Origin of the sequence: Streptosporangium sandarakinum (assembly GCF_050942225.1) — a bacterium.
GTDB lineage: Bacteria > Actinomycetota > Actinomycetes > Streptosporangiales > Streptosporangiaceae > Streptosporangium > Streptosporangium nondiastaticum.
The window spans coordinates 1,819,107-1,835,533 of the sequence record NZ_CP192034.1 but is presented as its reverse complement, the minus strand read 5'-3'; the positions used below and the strand labels follow the sequence as shown (position 1 = coordinate 1,835,533).

The 16,427-nt window shown below is 74.2% G+C and carries 16 protein-coding genes; 8 read left to right on the top strand and 8 right to left on the bottom strand.

Annotation, left to right across the window (positions count from 1 at the left end; genetic code table 11):
- Window positions 1–166 precede the first annotated feature (166 nt).
- From ACQP10_RS08780 to ACQP10_RS08755, 6 genes are all read left to right on the top strand, one after another.
- A complete protein-coding gene (locus ACQP10_RS08780; RefSeq protein ID WP_346020841.1) occupies window positions 167–802 on the top strand; it encodes a DedA family protein in 636 nt (211 codons plus the stop codon).
- A gap of 258 nt (window positions 803–1,060) precedes the next feature.
- Window positions 1,061–1,576: a hypothetical protein gene (locus tag ACQP10_RS08775; RefSeq protein ID WP_433541185.1), complete on the top strand. Its 516-nt coding sequence runs from the start codon at window positions 1,061–1,063 to the stop codon at window positions 1,574–1,576.
- Entirely contained in the window at window positions 1,549–1,887 is a 339-nt protein-coding gene (locus tag ACQP10_RS08770) for a hypothetical protein (protein WP_433541184.1), read from the top strand. Before ACQP10_RS08775 ends, ACQP10_RS08770 begins: the two co-directional genes overlap by 28 nt.
- Window positions 1,888–2,037: 150 nt before the next feature.
- Window positions 2,038–3,297: a glycosyltransferase gene (locus ACQP10_RS08765; RefSeq protein ID WP_346020843.1), complete on the top strand. Its 1,260-nt coding sequence runs from the start codon at window positions 2,038–2,040 to the stop codon at window positions 3,295–3,297.
- Window positions 3,298–3,475: 178 nt separating this feature from the next.
- Entirely contained in the window at window positions 3,476–4,186 is a 711-nt protein-coding gene (locus ACQP10_RS08760; RefSeq protein WP_433541183.1) for a DUF998 domain-containing protein, read from the top strand.
- An 86-nt stretch (window positions 4,187–4,272) separates the two neighbouring features.
- On the top strand, window positions 4,273–5,205 hold the full coding sequence (locus ACQP10_RS08755; protein WP_179819056.1) for an acyl-ACP desaturase: 933 nt from the start codon (window positions 4,273–4,275) through the stop codon (window positions 5,203–5,205).
- A 59-nt stretch (window positions 5,206–5,264) separates the two neighbouring features.
- Here the strand turns inward: ACQP10_RS08755 and ACQP10_RS08750 are convergent, their stop codons facing one another.
- The 3 genes from ACQP10_RS08750 to ACQP10_RS08740 form a co-directional block, all read right to left on the bottom strand.
- A complete protein-coding gene (locus ACQP10_RS08750) occupies window positions 5,265–6,482 on the bottom strand; it encodes an MFS transporter (RefSeq protein ID WP_346020845.1) in 1,218 nt (405 codons plus the stop codon).
- Between the two features lie 157 nt (window positions 6,483–6,639).
- A complete protein-coding gene (locus tag ACQP10_RS08745) occupies window positions 6,640–7,104 on the bottom strand; it encodes an MFS transporter (protein ID WP_433541182.1) in 465 nt (154 codons plus the stop codon).
- Window positions 6,990–7,904 carry an MFS transporter gene (locus ACQP10_RS08740; RefSeq protein ID WP_433541181.1) on the bottom strand — a complete coding sequence of 305 codons (915 nt, stop codon included), beginning with the start codon at window positions 7,902–7,904 and terminating at the stop codon, window positions 6,990–6,992. The genes ACQP10_RS08745 and ACQP10_RS08740 overlap by 115 nt, the downstream gene beginning before the upstream one ends.
- A gap of 52 nt (window positions 7,905–7,956) precedes the next feature.
- On the opposite strand from ACQP10_RS08740, the gene ACQP10_RS08735 reads away from it, so the two are divergent.
- Window positions 7,957–9,111, top strand: a complete 1,155-nt coding sequence (locus tag ACQP10_RS08735) for a LacI family DNA-binding transcriptional regulator (protein ID WP_433541180.1) — start codon at window positions 7,957–7,959, stop codon at window positions 9,109–9,111.
- Between the two features lie 58 nt (window positions 9,112–9,169).
- Here the strand turns inward: ACQP10_RS08735 and ACQP10_RS08730 are convergent, their stop codons facing one another.
- The gene (locus ACQP10_RS08730; protein ID WP_433541179.1) at window positions 9,170–10,444 is read right to left on the bottom strand and encodes a cation:proton antiporter; all 1,275 of its coding nucleotides are present in this window, start codon (window positions 10,442–10,444) and stop codon (window positions 9,170–9,172) included.
- Window positions 10,445–11,073: 629 nt separating this feature from the next.
- Here ACQP10_RS08730 and ACQP10_RS08725 point away from each other — a divergent pair.
- Window positions 11,074–11,676, top strand: a complete 603-nt coding sequence (locus ACQP10_RS08725) for a DUF5709 domain-containing protein (protein ID WP_346020849.1) — start codon at window positions 11,074–11,076, stop codon at window positions 11,674–11,676.
- A gap of 100 nt (window positions 11,677–11,776) precedes the next feature.
- On the opposite strand, the gene ACQP10_RS08720 is transcribed toward ACQP10_RS08725, so the two are convergent.
- The 4 genes from ACQP10_RS08720 to ACQP10_RS08705 all read right to left on the bottom strand — a co-directional run bounded on the left by ACQP10_RS08720 (window position 11,777) and on the right by ACQP10_RS08705 (window position 16,304).
- A complete protein-coding gene (locus tag ACQP10_RS08720) occupies window positions 11,777–12,937 on the bottom strand; it encodes a DUF418 domain-containing protein (protein ID WP_389994224.1) in 1,161 nt (386 codons plus the stop codon).
- Window positions 12,938–13,099: 162 nt separating this feature from the next.
- Window positions 13,100–13,987 (bottom strand): alpha/beta hydrolase, encoded by an 888-nt coding sequence (locus ACQP10_RS08715; RefSeq protein ID WP_346020851.1) that lies wholly within the window; start codon window positions 13,985–13,987, stop codon window positions 13,100–13,102.
- Between the two features lie 160 nt (window positions 13,988–14,147).
- Window positions 14,148–14,759 (bottom strand): GNAT family N-acetyltransferase, encoded by a 612-nt coding sequence (locus ACQP10_RS08710; RefSeq protein ID WP_433541178.1) that lies wholly within the window; start codon window positions 14,757–14,759, stop codon window positions 14,148–14,150.
- Between the two features lie 150 nt (window positions 14,760–14,909).
- The gene (locus ACQP10_RS08705) at window positions 14,910–16,304 is read right to left on the bottom strand and encodes an NAD(P)/FAD-dependent oxidoreductase (protein WP_346020962.1); all 1,395 of its coding nucleotides are present in this window, start codon (window positions 16,302–16,304) and stop codon (window positions 14,910–14,912) included.
- Between the last annotated feature and the right edge of the window lie 123 nt (window positions 16,305–16,427).

Sequence of the window (16,427 nt, the reverse complement as noted above, 5' to 3'; positions counted from 1 at the left end):
CACGAGTTCCGGCGGTGTCCCCGGGAGATCTCAGGGACGCCACCCCGAGGCCCGGGGTCCCTCCCTGATGCCCGGAGCCCGGCGGTCCTTCAGCGTGCTGGGGAGATCCCCCGGACCCGGCAGGAGCCGTCCGGACACCCGACCCCCACCGATGAGGAGCGCGGCCGTGACGCAGGCCATTCTCGACGCCGTACAGCAGGCGATGACCTCCCCCTGGATCTATCTGGCGCTGTTCGCGCTGGCGCTGCTCGACGGGTTCTTCCCCGTGGTGCCCGCCGAGACGTCCGTCATCACGGCGGGCGTGTTCGCCGCCTCCACCGGCGCGCCCGACGTCGCGGCCGTGATCGCGGTGGCGGCGCTGGGCGCCTTCGCCGGTGACCACATCTCCTACGCCATCGGGCGCTCGGCGAACGGCAGGCTGCGAAGGGGCGGACGCGGCGACCGGGCGTTCACCTGGGCGCGGCGCGCGCTGGCCGAACGCGGCGGGCTCGTCCTGGTGGCGGCCCGCTACATCCCCGGGGGCCGTACGGCCTGCACCCTCACCATGGGCGCGGTCGCCTACCCCCGGCGCTCGTTCGCCCTCTTCGACGCGGTCGCGGCCGTCTCATGGGCGGTCTACTCGGTGCTGATCGGCTACGTGGGCGGCGCGGCGTTCGAGCACGACCCGCTCAGGGGGCTGCTGCTCGGCCTCGGCATCGCCCTGTCGGTCACCGCGGTGGCCGAGACGGTCCGGTACGTACGGCGACGCCGGACCGCCGGGGCTCCGGGGCGGGAGCCGGCCCTCGCCGTCTCGGACGACTGACCGTCCTGCCCCGACCCGTCCCCCGGGGGAAATCCGCACCGAAGTCAGGGACAACCCCGATGGATCGGGGCACCGCGAGCGCGGGAGGCTGCCAGAGGTTCGCCGGAGGACGTCCCTCCGGACGCCTCACTGAGACGTCCCGGCCATCTCGCCGTGTCGTGATCGGAGGAGGGAACCCGGATCGGGAGAGCCCGGGATCGGGAGAGGGCCGTGTCCCGCCGGACGGCGGGGGCGGGTGAGCGTGACGAGGGAGGGCTCATGAGCGTGGCGGCCGTCGGCCTGGCGTTGCTGGGGTCCCTGTTCTTCGCGCTCGGCGCCGCGCTGCAGCAGTCCGAGACGGGGCCGGACCGGGTCGCGCTGCGCCACCTGGCCAGGCGTCCGCGCTGGCTGCTCGGCGGCCTCGCCGTCGGGGCCGGCACCGCGCTGCACGTCCTCGCGCTGAGGTACGGGCCTCTCACGCTGGTTCAGCCTCTGGGGGCGGCGAGCCTGCTGTTCGCGCTGCCCTGCGCGGCGGCCCTGCGACGCCACAGGCCACGGCCGCGCGAGCTGGCCGCCGCGGCCGCGGTCGCCGCCGGACTGACCGGGCTGGTGCTGACCGTGCCGGAGCACACCGGCGATCCCCGTCTCGGCCCCTGGGGGCGGTGGCCCTGCTCGCGGGGGCGGCCACCGTCGCCCTGGGGCTGCTGGCCGTCTCCCGGCGCGTCTCCCCCACCGCCCGGGGCGGGCTGCTGGCGATGGCGGCGGGCGTGCTGTACGGCGCGACCGCCACGCTGACCCGGGTACTGGTCGACGGCGCCTGGGAGCCGTGGCTGCTGCTCGCCGCGCCGCTGCCCGCCCTGGCCGCGCTGGGCCTGCTGCAGCGCGCCTACGCCTGCGGTCACTTCGGTGTCGCCTTCGCCTCCCTGCAGGTGGCCGACCCGCTGACCGCGGTCGTCTTCGGAGCCGTCCTGCTGGGCGAGCCGCTGCCGACCGGGGCGACGGCCACGCTGACCGCGCTGGCCGCCGCGCTGCTGGCCGCCTGCGGCACCGTCGCGCTGGCCCGCACCGGCCCGCCGCCCGCCGCGCACGTCCCCCAGGCCCGCTGAGCCCCGCGGGGCCCGTCCCGCGGCCTCGTGGGCACCACGCCCCGACCGCCCCGTCCGTCCCCGGCCCCGCCGCGAACCTCATCCGGCCGTCCCCGGCTCCCCCCCTCCGCGAGCCGCCCCCGACCTTCCCCGCTGAACGGAGCACCACCGATGATCACCGCTCTCGCGCCCGCCCCCGCCCCCGCCGCGCCGGCCACCGTACCGGCCCGTGCGCTTCCGGCCGTCCGGCCGCGGCGGGTGCTGATCGCCACCGACACCTACCCGCCGGACGTGAACGGCGCCGCCTCCTTCACCCACCGGCTGGCCTGCGGGCTGGCCGCCCGGGGCAACGAGGTCCACGTGGCCTGCGCCTCCGACGAGGGGCCGGCCAGGACCGAGCACGTGGACGGGGTGACGGTGCACCGGCTGCGGTCGGTGCCCGTGCTGGTGCACCCGACGATGCGGATCTCGGTACCGGCCCGGCTGGACGATCTGGTGGCGGCCGTCTCGCCGGACGTGGTCCACGTGCAGGGGCACTTCGTGGTGGGCCGGGCCGCGATCTCGGCGGCCCGGCGCGCGGACGTCCCGGTGGTGGCCACCAACCACTTCATGCCCGACAACCTCTTCCAGTTCGCCCACGTCCCGGGCGCGCTGCGCGACCGGGTGGGCGAACTGGCGTGGCGAGACTTCCGGCGCGTCTTCTCCCGGGCCGACCGGGTGACCACTCCGACCCGGATCGCCGCCGAACTGCTGGCGGGCAAGGGCTTCGCCCATCCGGTGGAGCCGGTCTCGTGCGGCATCGACCTGCGCCGGTTCCAGCCGCGCGGCGGTCTCAGGTCGCCGGCGCGCCAGGCGCTCGGCCTGCCGGACCGCCACACGGTGCTGTTCGTCGGGCGGCTGGACGAGGAGAAGCGGCTGGACGAGCTCATCCGGGCGCTGCCGTACGTGCTCAACGACCACGACGCGCAGATCGCGCTGGCCGGCACGGGCGGGCAGCGTGAGCCGCTCGCCCGGCTGGCGCACCGGACCGGGGTCGGCGACCGGGTCGTCTTCCTCGGCTTCGTCCCGGACGAGACGCTCCCGGACGCCTACGCCGCCGCCGACGTCTTCGCCATGCCCGGTGTCGCGGAGCTGCAGAGCATCGCGACGCTGGAGGCCATGGCGTCCGGACTGCCGGTCGTCGCCGCCGACGCGATGGCCCTGCCCCACCTGGTACGGCCCGGCGGGAACGGCCACCTGTACCGGCCCGGGGACGTGAGGGAACTGGCGCGCCGTCTGGGCGACGTGCTGGGCGCGCCCGAGCGGCGGGCCGCCATGGGCGCGGCGAGCCGGATGATCGCGCTCACCCACGACCACCAGGTGTCCCTCGCCCGGTTCGAGGCGATCTACCGGGAGGTCGCCCGGCGAGGTCACCGGGAGATGGCGTGGTGAGGCCACCGGGAGGTCACGCGGTGGGACGGCCGGTGGATCGTGCGGCGCGGCCGGCGGAGGGCCGCGCGGTGAGGAAGGGCCCCGTCCGGGAAGGTCCGGGCCGGGAGGCGCACGTCCGGGGGCGACCCGGCGGAAGAAGCGCCGCGGCGGGAAGAGCGCCGCGGGAAGGAGCGGCGCGATGAGGGGGGACCCGGTGAGAGCGGACGGCGCGGACGGAGAGGGCACGCTGTGGCGGCGGCCCGCGATGGCCTGCGTGGGCGTCGCGGCGGCGGCGATGGCCTACGCCCATCTGGCGGCGATCGGTTCGGTGGATCCGATGACCGAGCTGACCAGCCGTTACGCCCTGTTCGGCCCGAGCGGCTGGGCCATGGCCGTCGCCGCGATCGCGCTGGCGGTGAGCTGCGTGTGGACGGCCTACGGCCTGACCCGGGTGGACCCGGCGCGCGTACTGCTCGTCGCGGCGGCGCTGGGCCTGCTGCTCACCGCGGTGTTCCCCACCGACGCGCCGCCCGGGGTCACCTCCGGCGGCGGGGAGGTCCACCGCTGGGCGGCGGCCGTGGTCCTCACCGCGCTGCCCTGCGCGGGCCGGCTGCTCGGGCGCCGGTTCGGCGAGCCGGCGCTGTCGCTGGCGGCCGGCCTGTCGGTGGCGGCGCTGGTGGCGTTCCTCGCGGCTCGCCCGGGATCGCCGGTCGCGGAGATCGTCGGCGGCTCGGGCTACCACGGCCTGCTGGAGCGGCTGGCGTTGCTGGCCGACACGGCCGTGGTCTTCCTGGCGGCCCGGTGCGCGGACGGACGGGACGCTCCGGCTCGCGCCGCCCGGCCGCTGGGCGCTTCCTTCGAAGCGGGGCCGGTGCTTCTTGAGCGCGAAATGAAACCTACCGGACAGTAACAAAAGAGACATATCCCCACTGCGGCACCCGCCCTTACCTACGCTAACGTAGGTTACGGAACCGTAGAGAGTAAGGAAGAGGTCCTATGCGGGAGTTCAGCCAGACCGAGCTGCTGCTCGAACTCGAGCCCGTCGTCGCCGGAGAACTGGACCGGCACCACAAAATGGCCAAGGAGTGGTTCCCGCACGAATACGTGCCGTGGTCCGAGGGTCGCGACTACGACGGGATCTTCGGCGGCGAGGCCTGGTCCGAGACCGACTCCACGATTCCCGAGGCGGCGCGGATCTCCCTCGTCGTCAACCTGCTGACCGAGGACAACCTCCCCAGCTACCACTACGAGATCGCCACGACCTTCGGCCGCGACGCCGCCTGGGGCACCTGGGTGCACCGCTGGACCGCCGAGGAGGCCCGCCACGGCACCGCCCTCCGCGACTACCTGACGGTCACCCGGGCGGTCGACCCGGTCGCCCTGGAGCGGGCCCGGATGTCGCACATGGAGGAGGGGTTCACCAACTCCTACGAGGGCGTGCTGCACTCGCTGGCCTACGTCTCCTTCCAGGAGCTGGCCACCCGCATCGCCCACCGCAACACCGGCAAGGTCTCGGGAGACCCGAACTGCGAGCGGCTGCTCGCCAGGATCGCCGCCGACGAGAACCTGCACATGCTCTTCTACCGCAACCTGCTCGGCGCGGCCTTCGAGCTGAACCCGGCCCAGACCATGCGCGCCGTCACCGACGTGGTGACCACCTTCCAGATGCCCGGCACCGGCATCCAGGGCTTCAGCCGCAAGGCGATGGCCATCGCCCACGCCGGGATCTACGACCTGCGCCTGCACCTCGACGACGTCATCATGCCGGTCCTGCGGCAGTGGTCGGTGTTCGAGCGGGGGAGCCTGGGCGACGAGGGCGACAAGGCCCGCGAGGAGCTGGCGGAGTTCCTCGACCGCCTTGAGGTGACCGCCTCCCGCTTCGTCGAGCGCCGCGAGGCCCGCCGCGCCCGCGAGGCCGCCGACGCCTGACGCCTTCCGCCCGTGGCCGCCCCGAACCGCGGGACGGCCACGGCCTCCGGGTCCGTGGTTCAGGCGGTCAGGGCCGGCTCGCGGGGAAGGGCGGGGTCGGGGGCGGGCCGCAGCCGGCGCAGGGAGAGCAGCACCAGCAGGGCGGCCAGGCCCGTCGTGACCGGCGGGACGAGGAAGGCCAGGGACGCGCCGAAGCGGTCCACGAGCTGGCCCGCCACGGCGGCGCCGGTGGCGATGCCCAGGCCGGTCCCGCCGTTGAGCCAGGTGAACGCCTCGGTCCGCACCTCGGCCGGGACGAGGCCCTCGGCGAGGGTGTAGCCGGTGATGACGGCCGGGGCGATGAGGAGGCCGGCCGCGGCGGCTCCGCCGTACAGCATGGGGACGGACCCGGCGAAGCACAGCGCGACGGTGGCCGCCGAGAGCAGGCTCAGGGCGGTGGCCAGCCTGGCCGGGGCGCCGACCCGCCAGCGGACGACGCCGTAGAGGAGCCCGCCGACGAGGCTGGCGGCGGAGAAGGTCGCGTAGACCGGCCCGGTCGCGGCGGACTGGCCGAGCGCGGCCGTCGAGGAGGTGATGCCGACCTGGAGGCTGCCGAAGACGCTGCCGAGCGCGACGAAGGCGACGGCCAGCAGGGCCACGCCCCGCAGCCGCAGCACCCCGCCCCGGGAGCGCGCGTGGACCGGTACCGGCTTGGGGGCGCCCTCGCGGACTCCGGCGAACACGAGCGTGCCGACCACCACCATGACCAGGGCCGCGAGCAGCGCCCAGACGGGCGAGAAGCCGGTGGACAGGGCGACCAGGAGCATGGGCGCGAGGGTGAAGGTCAGCTCGTCGGTCATGGACTCCAGCGCGAAGGCCGTGTCCAGCCTGCCGGAGCCGCCCAGCACGTGCGCCCAGCGGGCCCGCACCATCGAGCCGACCTGCGGCATCGACCCGCCGGCCAGCGCCGACACGGCGGTGAGCGTGACGGGCGAGGCGTGCGAGGCGGCCAGCGCCAGCAGCGCGCCCAGCGCGGCGGCGTGCAGGACGACCTGCGGGACGAGCACCCTGGGCTGACCGTGACGGTCGGCCAGCCGTCCGGTCTGCGGGCCGACGAGCGCCTGGGCGACGGCGGCGGCGGCCGAGGCGATCCCTGCCGCGCCGTACGAGCCGGTGGACCACTGCACCAGGAGCAGGATGCCGATCTGCAGCATGGCGTACGGCAGGCGGGCGACGAACGCGGGGGCGAGGAAGCGCCAGGCTCCCGGCAGGCCGAGAACGGCGAGGTAGGACTTCAACGGGTCTCCGTCCAGGGTCCAGACGGAGGACATCGCCCGGCCGGGGCGAGCCGCACCGTCGTGGTGGGCTTCGACCGGGGTAGATACCGCGGGGTCGCGGCCGCCGTGCGGTCATTACGGGCGCGCCCCTTTGGACACACCAAGCAGACAATTTACCCTAAAAGGTGCATCCCTTATTTTCCGTCGGCCCGCGGACCACCCGCAGGACAGGCCAGGCCGCGAGCGCGAGGGCGAGCGACAGCGCCGCCACGGCCCCCATGGCCCCCGGCAGACCGGTCGCGTCGGCCCACCATCCGACGTAGACGGGACCGGCGAGGAAGCCCAGGTAGGCGACGCCCGTCACCACGGACGTCGCCCGGCCGCGCACGGCGTGACCGACACCGTCGTTCGCCGCGGCCAGCAACGTGGGGAACAGCACCGCGGTCCCCGCCGCGGCCAGGACGAGCCCGGCCAGCGCCACGGGCGCGGAGGGAGCGACGGCCACCGCCGCGCTCCCGGCGGCGGCGGTCACGGCGCCGCAGACGAGCACGGTCGCGGCGCGCCAGGACGCCAACCGGCCGGCGGAGAAGCGGGTGACGGCGACGACGGCAGCGAAGACCGCCGGAGCGGCCGCGGCGAGCACCGGCCCGGCGCCGAGCACGTCGGCCAGGTAGACCGCCCCCAGCTCTGGTGGGCGTTCTCGGCGGCGAAGGCCAGCGCGCCCAGCCCGCCGAACAGCAGGAGCGGCGCGAGACGTACGGCGGGCCGCCCCGCGCGTCCTTCCGGAGCCTCCTCCCCCGCCGGCCGTGCCCGCGCGGGACCGCCGTCCCCGCCCGCCCGCTCCCCCGGCGTGCCCGTACCACGCCGTGCCGCGCGATCGGCCGCGCCGGCCCGCCCGCCCGCCGCGACCACCGGGGCAAGCCCCGCGGCGACCAGGGTGACCAGCAGGAACGGCAGGTAGACCGGCGCTCCCACGTCGGCCAGCAGCCCGGTGGAGAGGCTCGCGAGCACGACGGACGCGGAGAAGAACCCGTGCGCCCGGGTGATGACGGGCCGCCCCGCGGCCTGCTCCGCCGTCCCGGCGGCCGCGTTGATCGCCACGTCCGCCGCCCCGGAGGCCGCGCCGAGCAGGGCGAGGCCCGCCGACAGGCTCCACAGGTCGCGCGCCGTGAGCGCCACCGCCGTTCCCACCGCGCCGAGCAGCACGAGCAGCAGGGCGGCCGGCCGTCGCCCCCAGCGGTCGACGGCCAGGCCCGCGGCGGGCATGGCGGGCAGCGCCCCGGCGCCGACGAACAGCAGGGCGAGGCCCAGCCGGCCGTCGTCCAGACCCGCCTGGTCACGGATGGCTGGCACCGACGCCCCCCAGGCTCCCCAGAACGCGCCGAAGACCACGAAGCCCGCGTAGGCGGCCCGCTGCCCGGAGACGATTTCGGAACCCGACATGTGTGTAACGATACACAAGAGATGTGTATCGTTACACAGGTATCCTTCCCCCATGACGGGAACGGCGGGCGGACGGCGGGCGACCATGGCCGAGGTCGCCCGCGAGGCGGGGGTGTCGGTGATGACCGTCTCCTATGCCTACGGCCGCCCCGACCGGGTCTCGGCCGACACGCGGGCCAGGGTCCGCGAGGCCGCCGAACGTCTCGGCTACCCGGGCCCGCACCCCGGGGCGCGGTCGCTGCGCCGCGGTCGCACCGGCAATCTGGGCGTCGTCCTCGGCGAGCACCTCACCTACGCCTTCGACGACCCGCAGGCCGCCCGCTTCCTCGCGGGAGTCGCCCAGGTCTGCGCCGACCACGGCATGGGGCTGACCCTCGTCCCCATGACCGGAGGACCGGGGGACGCGAACCGCGTCGCCGAAGCGGCCGTCGACGGCTTCGTCGTCTGGACCACCGCGGACGACGACCCCGTCATCGACGCCATCGCCGCCCTGGGACTGCCGGCGGTGGTGCACGGCGGCCCGCTCCGGGACGACCTCCCCTTCGTGGCCGCGGACGACCGGGCCGCCGCCGAGACGGCGGGGCGCGAGGCGTTCTCCGGCGCCCACCGGCCCGCGGTGCTCGGCTTCCCGCTCGACCGCACCAGGGCCACCGGCGTCTTCCCCGGCATCGACCCCGCCGCCGCGACCTTCCGCGTCACGAGGCAGCGCCTGCACGGCTTCCGGGACGCCTGGACCGCCACCGGGAAGCCGTGGGAGCAGGTCAGGGTGGCCGTCTGCTCCACCAACAACGCCCGCGAGGCGGACGCGCTCGCGACCGGGTTGCTGACCGGCCCGGACCCCTGCGACGCGATCGCGGCGATGAGCGACGAGCTGGCCCTGGGCGTCCTCCGCGCCGCGGCGCGCCTGGGGGTGGACGTCCCCGGCGACCTCGCGGTCACCGGGTGGGACGACACCGAGGCGGCCGCCGCCGCGGAGCTGACCACCATCGCCCAGTCCCTGCGCGACCAGGGTGCGCGCTGCGCGCGGGTGGCTCTCGGCGCGCCCCCGCGGCCGGGGACGCCGGGCCTCCTCACTGGCGGCTGGTCCGGCGCGGCTCGACCCGCCGCCCCTGACCGCGCCCGGCCCGCCCCCACCCCGTCGCCCCCAGCCACACCGGTCGCCCGGTCGTGCCGGTCGTGCGGGGAGGTGGAGCGGCGGAGCGGCTGAGGGCGGGGACGCGATCTCTGCTCGCGTCCCCGCCGGGACGGTCGCCGGGCGCTGGGGGTCAGGCCGGGTCCCGTGCCTCCCTCTCCCCCGGGTCCTCCCTATCCGCCGGGCCGTCCGCCCGCTTCTCCCCTTCCGCGGGGTCGTCCGCCCGGCCCTTCCCGGAACGCCGGGAACCCCGGGAGACGAAACCGACGATCGCCTCCGACCGGCTGGCGATCAGCGGTCCGAGCAGCGCGAGGATGAGCACGTACCCGGCGATGAACGGCGCGAGCCTGGTGTCCAACCCGGCGGCGAGCGCCATCGTCGCCAGGACCAGGGCGAACTCGCCGCGCGAGAGCACGGTGAGCGAGATGTTCACCGCCTCCCGCCGGCCGAACGAGTTCAGCTTCGCGGCGGCCGTCCCGGCCGCCACGTTGAGCAGCAGGGTGATCGCCACCGCGGCCGCGATCGGCCAGGCCACCGAGAGCATGTCGCCCGGCTCGATGGACAGGCCGAACGCGAAGAAGAACAGCGCGGCGAACGCGTCCCTGAGCGGGTGGACGAACTGCCGGATGCGCGGCGCCGCCTTGGTCGAGCTCAGAATGAGGCCGATCATGAAGGCCCCGATGGCGTCGGACACGCCGAACTCCTCGGCGACGCCGGCGGTGAAGATCGCCAGGCCGGTGAACATCACCACGAGCAGTTCGTCGTCCCTGGTGCTGACGAGCCGGTTGACCAGCCGGGCACCCCAGCGCGCCACCGCGGTGAGCGCGACCAGGAAGGCGAACGCCCTGCCGAAGGAGGCCGCCGCGGCGGCGATGGAGTCCGCCCCGCTGAGCACCGGCTGCAGCACGGCGAGGTAGAGCGCGAGGAACACGTCCTCGACCACGATGGCGCCCAGGATGAGGCGGCTCTCCGGGTTGCCGAGGCGGCCGAGGTCGATCAGCAGTTTGGTCACGATGGCCGAGGAGGAGATGCCGATGACCCCGGCCAGGACCATCGCCTCGCGGAAGCCCCAGCCGACGGCGAACCCGAAGGCCAGCCCTCCCCCGACGTTGAGCAGGATGTAGACGGCCCCGGCCAGGACCATTCGCCTGCCTCCCTCGACGAGGTCGTCGAGGGAGAACTCCAGGCCGAGGTAGAACAGCAGGAAGATCAGGCCGAGCGCGGCGATGAGCCCCAGGTCCGCCGGGTTCTCGACCAGCGCAAGACCGGGGGTGTGCGGGCCGAACACGATGCCCGCGAGCATGAACAGCGGAATCGTCGGCAGCCCTACGCGGGTGCCGATTCTGGCGATGACCCCGGCGGCCAGGAAGGAGCCGCCCAGGGCGATGAGAGCGTCACCCAGTGCCATGCGGCCCGCCGTCCGGATGGAGTGCGGGCATGGTGAACACCCGTTCCGGGTGGAGTGCGGGCATGGTGAACACACGTTCGTCGAACATTGGAAACCTCCTGTGGAGTGATCTCGGTGTCGGTGCGTCGGAGATCACCCTGCGGAGGCGCCCGCGGGTCGGAGCTGTCGCGTACGGCGGGCACGGCGAGGCGCACCCGTGACGGTTGGCACGGAAGACGGGTCCCCGGCCCCGGTCCGGGGATCTGCCCGGCCTCCGGGGCCGCGGGAGCGGGGCCGGTCTGGTGTGGAGCGGCCGGAGGCAGTACGGCGCCGCCCGCCAGCATGACGGCGACCCCGGGCTCGTGGTGACGGTGGCCGGGCGTCGCGAGAGGGGCGTGGACGACGGCGAACAGGGCCAGCAGGATCGCGGCGACCGTACCGACGATCCTCCGCGGCAAACCGAACCCTAACTCTCGGGGGAATTGTCTGCCATTTTACCATCTGTCACGAAACGACGCCGAGGACCGCCCTCAGATCGGCGGGCAAAGGGAGCGGGCGGATGCATACGTCTCGTTATGTCCGCGATGGGGTGGGCACGGGTGACAGGAGGAACACCGCAAGGACGGCGAGATGATCGGAGGGGGATCGTTGTGGACAGGCGGCGCACGCCGGACGACCCGTATTCGCGGTTCGAGGACGAGGGGATCCCGGACCTGCAGGAGGGGACGCCGGAACAGCAGTGGGCGGTGGATCCGCAGGAGGAGCCCCTGCCCGCAGACCAGCCGGGCGCGCTGGACGACTACGGGACCACGGCCGAGGAGTGGAGCGCCGGGGAACCCCTCGACGGCCGCCTCAGCCGCGAGGAGCCCGAGCTCCAGCCGGTGTTCGGCGTGGAGGAGGGAGAGGGGACCGGCCGCGGCGAGGACGAGGCGGCCACCGGCGAGGACGGTCTCGACCCGGACATCCCGGACAACCTCGACGAGCAGGTGACCGAGACCAGCGGCCTCGGCGTGGGGGCGGACCTCAACACCGACTACCAGCGCGACGAGGACATCGACGTCGACTACCAGTCGCAGCCGTCGGGGCCGGTCGGCGGGTACGGCGGCGACGAGCCGCGCCAGGCGGGCCGGCTGGTCGAGCCCGACCAGGGCGCCGCGTCCGACACCGAGCCCGACATGATCGCCGAAGACGTCGGCCCGGACTTCGGCGGCTACACCGCCGAGGAGGCCGCCATGCACGTGGAACCGGAGTGACTTCAGGGCGGAGGTGACGGCGGAGCGTCCGGCGTCCGGGGTCTCCCCGACGCCGCGTCTCCGTTCCCGGTGAAGGCGAGTGGCCCGGAGCCGTCCGCCGTCACCGCCCGGATGAGTCGGCCGCCGCGAGGCGGCGCCGCGGCGCGGTGTAGGCCCAGTGCCAGACCAGCTCCAGCGGTCCCCGCCGGAAACGGCGCAGCCAGAGCGCCGACAGCGTGGCCAGCAGCAGGCAGATGCCCGCCCAGGCGGCCACCGTCCACCACGGCCGCAGGTCCGCGAGCTTCGCTGCCAAGCCGAGACCCCAGCCGTAGCAGAGGACCGACGCGATCAGGTTCTGCGCCACGTAGCAGCTCAGCGCGGTACGGCCGGCCGCGGTCAGGCCGCGCCGCGCGAAACCGGGGACCCCGCCGGACAGGCGGCTCATCCGGTGCGCGACGCCGGTGATGAGGGCGAGCAGGCCGAGGGCCACCAACGGCGGCAGCAGGTAGCGGTCGACCAGGACCCAGTCGTCCCCGGCGAAGGAGGTCAGCAGATTCAGCGGCACGCCCACGCCGAGCCCGGCGGCCATGAGCCGTCCGCGGAGCGCGGCGCCGCGGGCGGAGTCCTCCAGCGCCCCGGCGCGCATCAGCCGGGCGCCGAGCAGGAACAGCGTGATCCCGAGCGGGATGATGAACACGGCCTCCAGCCGGTAGAAGCCGGCCAGCTCGATCCGGGCCGCCACCTGGTCGGCGTAGGAGCCGTCGGTGAACAGCGTGCCGGGCCGGGACGGCGACGCGGGGGTGTCGTCGGATATCAGGGCGAGAGTGACCAGGCCGACCACCGACGCGAACACCACCCCCGCGCCCGCCGTCCACGCCGTGACCACCCGGTCGCTCCGGCCTATCAGGTAGGCCACCACGACCGAGGTCACCGCGTATCCCATGAGGACGTCGAACTCGAAGACCAGCAGGTAGTGCAGGAGCCCCTCGGCGAACAGCAGCCCCGCGCGCCAGAGGTACCGGCCGGGCCACGGCGCGCCGCGGCGCGCGGCCGAACGGTACTGCAGCTCCAGCCCGATCCCGAAGAGCAGGGTGAGCAGGGCGAGGAACTTGCCGTTGCTCAGGAAGCGCAGGACGGTCTCCACCGCGCCGGTCCCGCCCAGCGCGTCCAGCACCCCGGCCGGGCCCGCCGGGCTGGTGAAGATCCAGATGTTGGTACCCAGCGTTCCCATGATGGCGACGCCCCGGAGCAGGTCCAGCACGTCGATGCGTTTCGCCGTCACGCTTCAACGATCTCGGACCCGGCCCGGCCGGACATCCTCCCTCGGACCTGTCCGCGGCGTACATCGAAGGATGGACACCCGCCCTCCGGCCGGTCGATCCCCCGCCTCCGGGATGTACGCCTCACCGGCCTCCGGTTCCGCCCGGATGCCCGAAGCCCGGGGTCAGAGGTGCTCGGCGAGGAAGGCGGTGACAGCCTCCACGGCCCGGCTCACGTGCGGTTCGGCGTCGTACAGGTCGGTGTGGAGCCGGGCGTCCAGCCAGACGAGCCGCTTGGGCTCGTCCATCCGCTTGTAGACCTCCTCCGCGCCCTCCGGGGAGCAGAGGCGGTCCACGACGCCGTGCACCACCAGGCCGGGCTTGGGCGACAGGAAGTCGGCGCCGGTCATGTTGTCCATGGTGACCAGCTCGCGGACGGAGGCCCGGGTGACCTGGTTGCGCCAGTGCGGGGACGCGCCGCGCCCGGTGCCGTAGTAGGCGTACGGCTCGTCGCCCGGCATGGCCGCCTCCCCCTCCGTCGCCACGGCGGGGACGTACTCGACCTCGCCGCCGAGGTCCTGGCGCTCCAGGACCTCGGTGAAGGAGGCCAGCGCCTCCTCGTACCCGGCCGGTGACATCCGGGCGCGCGCGGTGTAGGGGTCGTTGTAGGCGCCGGCGATCCCGGCGAAGACCCGCACCCGGGGGTCGAAGGCGGCGAACTTCAGCGCGTAGCCGGCGCCCAGGCAGATCCCGACCGCGCCGATCCTGGCGCCGTCGGCCTCGGGCCGCGAGCGCAGCAGCGAGACCGCCGCCCGCAGGTCGTGCAGCTTGCCCTGCGGGTCCTCGTGCAGGCGCGGCGTCCCACCGGACTCCCCCCAGTTGCGGTGGTCGAAGGCCAGCGTCACGTATCCGGCGGCGGTCAGCCGTTCGGCGTACAGCCCGGTCACCTGGTCGCGGGTGCCGGTGAACGGCCCGGTGAGGACCAGCGCCGGGTGCGGGCCGGGGCCGTCCGGCGCCCGCAGGTCGCCGACGAGCGTGATCCCGTCGGCCTCGAACTCAACCCTCTCGGTCATGCGTCCCAGTCTGGACGACTCCCGCCCCTACCCGCGGGCGACCCTTGATCGGAAACTTCGGTTCCATGCATGATCTGCAACCTCACCACTATGGCACCACAAACGCGGCGAAGAGATCAGCTGGACATCACAGTGAACGCGGGAACATGCGCGGGCCGGATCACGGAGAAATCTCTGGTGTCCAGGGTGAGCACTTCGGCGACGTGTAGACGCTCGGCGACTGCGACGACTGACGCGTCTGCCGACCCCGGTTGAAGGGCTCGGCGTAGGCGAACGCGCCGCGGAGGCCCGGGTCGCCCGGGTCGTACGCCGACAGGGCGCGGACCTGGAAGAACACCCCCCACTCCGGCACCGGGGACACGACGTCGTACGCCCCGGCGGGCCGGAAGCCGAAGCGCGAGTAGTAGACGGGCGAGCCGACCAGCACCGCCATCGGCTCGCCCATGGCATCCGCGGCGCCGAGGAGGGTGTGCACCAGGGCGAGGCCGACGCCGCGCCGCTGGTGGGCGGGGTGGACGCTCACCGGGCCGACGGCGACGACGGGAGCCCCCTCGACGTGGCCGCGGCTGCCCAGCACGTGCCCGACGACCTGCCCGTCCGGGCCGGTCGCGACGAGGGACAGCGCAGGCATCCATCCGTCGCAGCCGCGCAGCTCGCGCAGCAGGGTGTCCTCGAAGGGGGTCTCGCCGGGCCGGTCGGGCTTGGCGAAGGCGGCGGCCGTCACCCGGTGGACGGCGTCGATGTCGGCGGGGGTCTCACGGCGGACGATCATCCGCCCACCTTGTACCGGGCCGGTCGGGCGCCGCAATCGGATTACCGGCCGGCGGCGCCCGGCCGAGGAGCCGCTCGGGGCTGCGCGTCCCGCGGGGACGAGGCCGGGATCGGCCGCGTCCCCGCGGGACGGGACGCCTCAGAGGGCGCCTCAGGAGTCGAAGCCGAGGCCCATCCGGTCCAGAGTGCGCAGCCACAGGTTGCGGCGACCCTCGTGGAGGTCGGCCCGGGCGAGCGACCAGCGTGTCATCTGGATCCCCGCCGAGCGGACCGGCTCCGGCGGGAAGGGGATCGGCTTCTCCCGGACCATCCGCAGCTCGGTCCGCTCCGTCGGCTCCCCGGCGAGCAGGTCGAGCATGACGTTGGCCCCGAAGCGGGTGGCGGCGACCCCCAGGCCGGTGTAGCCGACGGCGTAGGCGAGCCGCCCGCCGTGGGCGTGGCCGTAGAAGGCGCTGAACCTGCTGCAGGTGTCGATGACGCCGCCCCACCGGTGGGTGAAGCGCACCCCGTCGAGCTGCGGGAAGGTGGTGAAGAAGTGCTCCGCCAGCTTGGCGAAGGTCTCGTCGCGCTGCTCGTACTCCGGCTTGATGCGGCCGCCGTTGTAGTAGACCGCGTCGTAGCCGCCCCACAGGATGCGGTTGTCGGCGGTCAGCCGGTAGTAGTGGAACTGGTTGGCCGAGTCGCCCACGCCCTGGCGGTTGCGCCAGCCGACGGAGGCGAGCTGCTCCTCCGACAGCGGCTCGGTCATCAGGGCGTAGTCGTAGACCGGCACCAGGAAGTGCTTCAGCCTGCGCAGCAGCGGCTGGAACACGCCGGTGCCGAGCGCGACCTTCGCGGCCCTGACGGTGCCGCGCGGGGTGACCAGGTCCATGGTGGCCCGGCTGTCCCTGATGTGGCGGACCGGCGTGTTCTCGTAGACGCGCACGCCCAGCTCCAGGCAGGCCCGCCGGAGCCCCCAGGCCAGCCGGGCGGGGTCGATCATGGCGCAGCCGTCGCGTTCCCAGTAGCCGCCGACGTAGGTGGGCGAGTTCACCTCCGCCCGGACCTCGTCGCGGTCGAGGACGTCGTAGCCCAGGCCCAGCTCCCGCGCCGCCTGGACGCTCTCGCGCATCTCGTCGAGCTGCCAGGGCTCGGTGGCCACGTGCAGCTCGCCGGTGCGCTCGTAGGCGCAGTCGATGCCGTAGCGCCCGACGGCCTCGCCGATCTCGTCGAGGTTCGCCCGGCCCAGCCGCTCCAGGGTGGTGATCTCCTCGGGCCAGCGTTCCAGCCCGTTGGCGAGGCCGTGGGTGAGCGACGCCACCGCGAACCCGCCGTTGCGGCCGGAGGCCGCCCAGCCGATCCCGCGTCCTTCCAGCAGGACCACGTCGAGGGACGGGTCGCGTTCCTTGGCCATCAGGGCGGCCCACAGCCCTGAGAAGCCTCCGCCGACCACCGCGAGATCGGCGGTCGTGTCCTTGAGGAGCCGCGGCAGCGGCTCGGGTTTCGCCGGACTGTCGAGCCAGTACGGCTTGCGCTCCGCATCAGCAAGAGCCTTCAGCGGATCCACAAATCTCACTTCCCTACGGTGAGTCAAAAAATTCGTTGTCTAGGTATTGCGTGACCTCGGTGGTCACACGCGGGTTCCCCCCGCCTGAATCCGATCTCGCCTCCCTGTTCTGTGCCGGAGATC